Genomic DNA, 5771 nt, shown 5'->3' with positions numbered 1-5771 from the left:
CAAAGCGTACTGCTGAACTCGGCAGTCATCTGGTGCCAGGTGGCGATCGATCCCGCGATGGTCAAACGCCTGCTTTCCAACAAAGAGCGCACGGACGAAGAGAACCGCATTGTGCAACGCGCGCTGCGTCTGGGCGCAACCACGCCCATGCTCCAGCAGTTTTTTGGCATGTCGCCACAGGAGGTTTCGCTGCAGCGGGTACTGGTCGGTGTGCCTGGTAAGCCGGGCCGCTTTCGGGATCTACCCGATGACACGCCTCTGTGGCACCGATTCGTCAAGTTGATGGCGGACTTCGGCGTCGACCACACGGACGGGGTCGCGCTGCTCGACATAGCCATGTTGTTGACCGAGGAAATCAACGTCCCGCCGGAGGAACAGGATCACCAATCACCAGATCCCATCACCCTCGGTCTGGTGTGGAACAAAATTCAGCAATGGCTGGCACAGGATCTCTACCCACCGGGTAAGAAACACAGCGCTGCCAAACGTAGTCTGGCAGGTAAGACTGCAGGCAAGGTAGAAGGCGACCGGATGTGACAAGAATGAACCGACGTCCCTCCTTGGGAGTCGCCATCAACGCCGCTGCCGGGGCATTGCAAAACCACATGCTGCTCCAGCAAATGAAATTGGCGCAGCAGCAGAACGCTGGCTCAGGTTCGATACCTCAGACGGCTGAATCAGTTCGTGCAGAGCATTATGACGGCATCGTCTTCAGCGGCAATCCGCACGAGACGGTTCCGCGCGGCCTGCTGCTCGACGATCGGCTATCCCCGCTGGAACGCAATGCCTGGCAGGTTTTCAGGCTGCTCATCAATGGCGATGGCGTCACAGCGTTTCCGAGCTACGAAAAACTACGCCCATATCTGGGCTCAGCACCGGGTAAATCTGCCTCCAAAGAAACCGTGGCCAAGGCGCTGACCGTTCTGAGACTGACGCGCTGGCTGAGTCTGGGACAACGGGTACGTGATTCGGTCAGTGGCCGGGTGCAAGGCAACATCTACATCCTGCACGATGAACCGGTAGGATGTGCCGAGGCAATGGAAATCGACCGCAACTACATGCAGCTCGTCGGCCATGCTCTTGAGCATGCCAACAAAGCCGTGAGAGTGGTGGCGGATCACGCCTTCAAAGAATTCGCAGCTGACCCGGATCACTCCACAGGTGCCTTGCCTTCGCGACTGGAGGTCATCGAAGATAGATGGCGGCAACAGGGGTGGCATGACACGCCCAATCAGGTCGAACACGAGCAGGCTGAACCTGAGTTCGGATTCCGAACCAAGGGAGCAGGCCTGGCAAATTCACTGAGTTCGGAATCCGAACTCAGTGAAAAAAGCGCCGGAGCGAATTTGGAAACACCGGGTTCGGATTCCGAACTCAGTCTGAGTTCGGCCTCTTTCGGCTTGGTTCGGATTCCGAACTCATATAGTACGTATACCTATACATCTACATCTGTATGTAAAAGCTCTGTACCGCGCGAGGCTCCAGAAAGTGGTACGGACCTGCCCGCCGGGTTTGAGCGGTTCACGCAGGATCAACAAGACAGAGCGCGACTCGCGTTGCAGCGAGTGGACCCCACCTTGCGACAACCGCTGCTCGACCAATGGCGGCATCGATGCCAAAACGGATCGGTGAAGAACCCGTTCGGCTACTTGTTGAGCTGCATGCAGAAAGCTATGAGCGGCGAATTCAATGCGCAGTGGCAGGCTCCCTCACAAGCCACCCAGCATCCGCCAGCGGCATCGGGTCACTCCAGGTCACCCAGTGCTGCGCCCAATCCGTCCGCTCAAGCTCACCCTCCTCCCGTCGCACAGCCCCGAACAGCGCCGCAGGATCGGGATGCCTCATCACTGGCGATGGGACGCAGCTCCATGCTGAGCATCAAACAGTTGGTCAGGCCGAGGACTCAGGGTTGATCATGCGCAATCATCCTGTCCGCAGTGGCGTTACTCGGAACCATGAGTCGGGTGATGCCCCGGGCATCACTTCAAGCACGAATCTGGGTGATGCCACTGGCATCACTTCCAACACCGGCCAGGGTGTTGCCACTGGCAACACTCCGAACAACGACCAGGGTGATGCCACTGGCATCACTTCCAACACCGATCCAGGTGATGCCACTGGCAACACTCCGAACACCGACCAGGGTGTTGCCACTGGCAACACTCCGAACACCGACCAGTATGTTGCCACTGGCAACACTCCGAGCAACGGCCAAGGTGTTGCCACTGGCAACACTCCGAACACCGACCAGGGTGTTGCCACTGGCAACACTCAGAGCACCGATCCAGGTGTTGCCAGTGGCAACACTCCGAGCACCGATCCAGGTGTTGCCAGTGGCAACACTCCGAGCAACGGCCAAGGCGTTGCCACTGGCAACACTCCGAGCACCGATCCAGGTGTTGCCACTGGCAACACTTCGAGCACCGGCCAGAGTGTTGCCCCGGGCAACACTCCAGACACCAATCTCACAAAACCCCAACGACCAATAAACGGTTTGTTACTGACCCCAGCCTGTGCGCACGGGCAGTCTTGCCACTCCCCATTTACCTGCTCATATAAAGGAAGCGCTCAGCATGGCTGACAACTTTCAGCTCAACCTCGGATCGTTGCGAAGCAGCGTCAACCTGACCCTGCACACTCACCACGCCTCGCGCCTGTGGTTTGGTCGTCAACGCACCGAAGGCAAGCCCGGCATGATCGGCCTGAGCGGCTTTGCCAACATCCTCAATCGCATCAAGCGTGGCTGCGAACAGGACGACCCTTACTCGGACTGGTTTCTGATTCTCATAGAGGAAAAGATCGAAAGCTGCGATCAGGAAATGAAGAACATTGACGCCAGACTCGACGAGGTCATGGCCGCGCTGCCTGCCATGCTATCTATTGGACAGAACCTGTCCGTCCAGCCCGTCAACCTGCCCCTCTACCTGTCCACGCCTCTGGCCTTCAAAGCGGTGTATTTGCTCACGGCTTACGATGAACTGGTACGCCGCATTCTTCTGGCCAGCCATGTTGGCCTGATCGACAACAACGCCAAGGGCCAGTGGCTGGACGAGGGCGCTGCAATCTTGCGCCGTCTGTTCGGCCTGAGTCAGCGTTACAAATACTCCGGCGCAAGCCGAGGTGACTTCGCTGCCAAGAACGCGCGCGCTGAGCAAGCTCGGGAAATGTACGCGCCATTTGGGGAAATCCCCCAAGACATTCTTGAGGGCATTCAACGGTCCAAGTTTGCGCCAGCGCTCGCCTCGTCATCCGCCCAGGCAAATGGCGACGATGATCATGACGATGGCTTTGAAGACGCAATGACACCCGGCCAACCGCATCAAGATCCGCTTGGACCTGAGTCAGAACAGTGAGTGATCTCACGCAAAATCATCCGCAGCAGTCGTCTGGAAACCGAGGACTGCAACAGGGTGCCTTCCAGACCTTGCAACAGGATGCCTTCAGCGCCCTGCAACACGCCCCCTTCCTAAAAGGCCTTTTAAAACCTTTTAAAGGTAAGGGGGGGATGGTCCAGTTGGCCGAGCAATGCCGTTCCCTTGAAGACGATTTGAACGCACTGGCCGAAGAGCAAGTGCTGGCCCAGGCAAATCGACATCCCTACACCCTTCTGCCTGTTCGGATGGTTCGGCAACGCACAAGCGCAGGCACTGTGTTTTTGCGCTGGCAGGAAATGGGGACTCGGCAGATGGGCGTCAATGTCTGGTCCAGTTTGCTGGCCGATCCCAGAACACCCGAATCACTGCTCCAGGATCTACACGCTATGGAACAGCAGCGCGTTGCACTGAACATGCAAATCAGTCTGGTCCATGCCATTGGCCGACAGGCCGCCGAATGCGCAGAGAAGATGGCCCAGGCAGATGCCGTTTATGCAGAACGGCTGAATCAGATCAATCCATCCCGCGCAACCAAGCTCGCTCAGGAGTAACCACAATGACTGACTCAACCCTCACCTCGTCCAGCGCTAGCGTCACTTCCGAAGTCAGCATCGAACTGGTCAAAGGCCAGCCCATGACGACCAGCGTTGACGTTGGGCTGCACTTCGGCAAATTGCATAAGAACGTCTTACGTGCCATCGAAAAGCTTGAATGTTCGGACGAGTTTCGTCGGCTCAATTTTGAGCCCATACAAATTGACGTTGACTTGGGTTTGGGTAGAACGCGTAAAGATCCGGCGTTTCGCATGACACGCGATGGCTTTACGTTTCTCTGTATGGGCTTTACTGGCAAGGAAGCTGCCCGCTGGAAGGAGGCCTACATCAACGCCTTCAATCAGATGGAACACGCACTCAAAGCACAGCCCGTGCAACCCGATCAGCGGGCAGTGTTGGCCTTCGCCCTCAAAACCCTTGAGCTCATGCGAGGCCAAAACCAGGGTCGTCCATCTCGGCCCAATTCCGAGCAGGTGCTCCAAACCTACCTCGATATCAAGTCGTTGGATCAGGCGACCGACGAACAGATCAACCAAGCGCTCGTGTTCGTCCAGGGCCAAATCATCGGCGAGGGGTCGGCCGCGGTAAATCTGCCCAGCGTTGCAGGCTCTTCAATCGCCAAAGACTTGCTCTACGGTCTGCTGCGCTCTTCGCATGACGCTGAACTGATGTTCAACGCGCTTTACGACAAAGGCGTGGAAGCGTTGGCCAGCGACGCCTTCAAAAATCACATGACCGGCAAACTCGCCGACACCTCGCGCCAGGCGCGTGAACTGCTCGGCTACGTCGCCAGTCACGCAGCGCGCACTCCGTTCGCTCAAAAATTCACCCACTGAGGAATTCAACATGGGCACATCAGTAGATTGGGAAGGCAACATCGGCTCTGCTCCAGAATTCAAGGAGTTTCCCAACGGCAACAAAGATCCACGCCGCTTGCTACGGTTGAATGTCTACTTTGACAATTCAATCCAGAAAAGCGATGGCACAGGCTACGAGGATCGCGGAGGGTTCTGGGCCAACGTCGAGTTCTGGCACAAGGATGCAGAGCACTATGCCAACGTTTACCAGAAAGGCATGCGAGTGCTGATTCAGGGGCGGGCGGTCATGGATTCCTGGACCAAGGACGGGGAAGAATTTTCGGCCATGAAGGTGCAAGCATCGCGAGTGGGCATTCTCCCCGCGCGGATCGAGGCCGTTCATCTTACACAAAACCAGCATCAGCAGTCGGCACGGTCGCAGCCCGCCCAGAACCAGGCCGATCCTGCGCCGGACTTTGATGACGATATTCCTGTGTAGACCACGTCCAAAAATCGCGCCCAATACGTGACGCTGCTGGTGAGGAGGAAGCTATAACTCGACACTCGTCACCAGCCAGCTTCAATTTGGCATTGTGCTAACATTTAAAAAAACGCGGCCACTGCGTGGTACTTTCGAGAGTACTGGATGGCTATTCGGGGCGTTCACCCACTACATGAAGTTACTGGGATATCATGATAGACATTCTTCCTACCTGGCTTTACAACGTCTACGTCGGCTTCTGGATAGTAGTCACACTCGCAACGATCGTGGGTCTGTGCATCGTGTGTTGGGCTGAGCTCCGATCTCGCAAGGCTGAACGTGACAAGGCGTATGACCGAAGCATGAAGCTTTTCAAACTTGAATGCCTTCTTGGTCAACGATATGGAAAAGTTGAACCTATGACCGACATCGAGCTTCGTCTGTGGGGAATGAGTTTGCTGACTGCGTGCCCTGATTCGAGTGAGCTGGCCACCTATGGAGTAAGCCAGCAATTAATCCTGGAGGCCCAGTCCGACGCTGAAGCCTTGAGCGAGCTCAGAAGGTG

Annotated in this window: 7 protein-coding genes and 1 pseudogene; 7 read left to right on the top strand and 1 reads right to left on the bottom strand. The window is 56.6% G+C overall.

The features are described 5' to 3' along the window. A partial coding sequence (locus ALO80_RS15815) for an STY4526/YPO1902 family pathogenicity island replication protein (protein WP_055009671.1) occupies window positions 1-537 on the top strand: 537 nt, incomplete at its 5' end. Window positions 538-542: 5 nt separating this feature from the next. Next, window positions 543-1913 (top strand): STY4528 family pathogenicity island replication protein, encoded by a 1371-nt coding sequence (locus ALO80_RS15810; RefSeq protein ID WP_055009670.1) that lies wholly within the window; start codon window positions 543-545, stop codon window positions 1911-1913. Window positions 1914-1984: 71 nt separating this feature from the next. Here ALO80_RS15810 and ALO80_RS31710 read toward each other — a convergent pair whose 3' ends face one another. Further along, a complete protein-coding gene (locus tag ALO80_RS31710; RefSeq protein WP_159420670.1) occupies window positions 1985-2479 on the bottom strand; it encodes a mucin 17-like protein in 495 nt (164 codons plus the stop codon). 94 nt (window positions 2480-2573) lie between these two features. Between ALO80_RS31710 and ALO80_RS15800 the strand changes: the two genes are divergently transcribed. The 5 genes and pseudogenes from ALO80_RS15800 to ALO80_RS32020 all read left to right on the top strand — a co-directional run. Continuing rightward, window positions 2574-3353: a PFL_4669 family integrating conjugative element protein gene (locus tag ALO80_RS15800; RefSeq protein ID WP_055009669.1), complete on the top strand. Its 780-nt coding sequence runs from the start codon at window positions 2574-2576 to the stop codon at window positions 3351-3353. Continuing rightward, on the top strand, window positions 3350-3925 hold the full coding sequence (locus ALO80_RS15795; protein WP_055009668.1) for a DUF3158 family protein: 576 nt from the start codon (window positions 3350-3352) through the stop codon (window positions 3923-3925). The genes ALO80_RS15800 and ALO80_RS15795 overlap by 4 nt, the downstream gene beginning before the upstream one ends. 5 nt (window positions 3926-3930) lie before the next feature. Then, entirely contained in the window at window positions 3931-4764 is an 834-nt protein-coding gene (locus tag ALO80_RS15790; protein WP_055009667.1) for a Rha family transcriptional regulator, read from the top strand. A 10-nt stretch (window positions 4765-4774) separates the two neighbouring features. Beyond that, entirely contained in the window at window positions 4775-5224 is a 450-nt protein-coding gene (locus ALO80_RS15785) for a single-stranded DNA-binding protein (RefSeq protein ID WP_055009666.1), read from the top strand. A gap of 344 nt (window positions 5225-5568) precedes the next feature. After that, window positions 5569-5771: pseudogene (locus ALO80_RS32020) on the top strand (hypothetical protein); the annotation flags it as partial.

The sequence above is a fragment of the Pseudomonas caricapapayae genome (assembly GCF_001400735.1).
Lineage (GTDB): Bacteria > Pseudomonadota > Gammaproteobacteria > Pseudomonadales > Pseudomonadaceae > Aquipseudomonas > Aquipseudomonas caricapapayae.
This window is presented reverse-complemented; position numbering and strand designations above follow the sequence as displayed.

Coding starts and splice junctions, on each gene's coding strand:
- ALO80_RS15810 (WP_055009670.1), top strand. CDS start 543: ATGAACCGACGTCCCTCCTTGGGAGTCGCCATCAACGCCGCTGCCGGG.
- ALO80_RS15800 (WP_055009669.1), top strand. CDS start 2,574: ATGGCTGACAACTTTCAGCTCAACCTCGGATCGTTGCGAAGCAGCGTC.
- ALO80_RS15790 (WP_055009667.1), top strand. CDS start 3,931: ATGACTGACTCAACCCTCACCTCGTCCAGCGCTAGCGTCACTTCCGAA.
- ALO80_RS15785 (WP_055009666.1), top strand. CDS start 4,775: ATGGGCACATCAGTAGATTGGGAAGGCAACATCGGCTCTGCTCCAGAA.